1 protein-coding gene and 1 pseudogene are annotated in these 732 nt (G+C 65.3%); both read right to left on the reverse strand.

Annotation, left to right across the window (positions count from 1 at the left end; translation table 11 throughout):
- Positions 1–552: SDR family NAD(P)-dependent oxidoreductase (locus A0U87_RS03520; RefSeq protein ID WP_137405222.1), on the reverse strand; the 552-nt coding region annotated here is incomplete at its 3' end.
- A gap of 49 nt (positions 553–601) precedes the next feature.
- Positions 602–732, reverse strand: a pseudogene (locus A0U87_RS26585) (5-dehydro-4-deoxy-D-glucuronate isomerase); the annotation flags it as partial.

The following is a 732-nucleotide window of genomic DNA, read 5'->3' on the forward strand; positions in this document are numbered from 1 at the left end:
GATCGCGTTGACGTTGACGCCCCTGGCCGCCCATTCGTTCGCCAGCAGCTTGGTGAGGCCGGCGACGCCGCTCTTGGACGCAGTATAGCTCGGCACCCGGATGCCGCCCTGGAACGACAGCAGCGAGGCGATATTGACGATCTTGCCCGAGCCCTGGGCCAGCATGTGCCGCCCGGCCGCCTGCGCCAGGAAGAAGGTGGACTTCAAATTGGTGTCGATCACCGCGTCCCAGTCTTCCTCGGTGAAGTCGACGCTGTCGGCGCGGCGGATGATGCCGGCATTGTTGATCAATATGTCGAGCCCGCCCAGCTTGGCGATCGTCTCGTCGACGACGCGCTGCACCGGTTCGATGCTGGAAAGATCGGCCGAGACGATCTCCGCCTTGCGGCCGAGCGCCCGGACCTTCTCGACGGTCTCTTCCGCCGGGGTGCGACCGACCGCCGCAATGTCGGCGCCGGCCGCCGCGAGCGACAGCGCGATCGCCTGGCCGATGCCGGTATTGGCGCCGGTGACGATGGCGACCTTGCCACCAAGATCGAAGATATTGCTCATGTCAGGACTCCCTGGCCCCTCCCGCTCGCGCGGAAGGGGCGAAAAACCTTCAGGCCAGCTGGCAGATGTCCAGCACGTTCATGTCGGTATAGTCCTGGTTCTCGCCGGCCATCGCCCAGATGAAGGCATAGGCCTTGGTGCCCGATCCCATATGGATCGACCAGGGCGGCGAGATCACGG

Source organism: Sphingobium sp. MP9-4 (assembly GCF_005281675.1).
GTDB classification, from domain to species: Bacteria; Pseudomonadota; Alphaproteobacteria; order Sphingomonadales; family Sphingomonadaceae; genus Sphingobium; species Sphingobium yanoikuyae.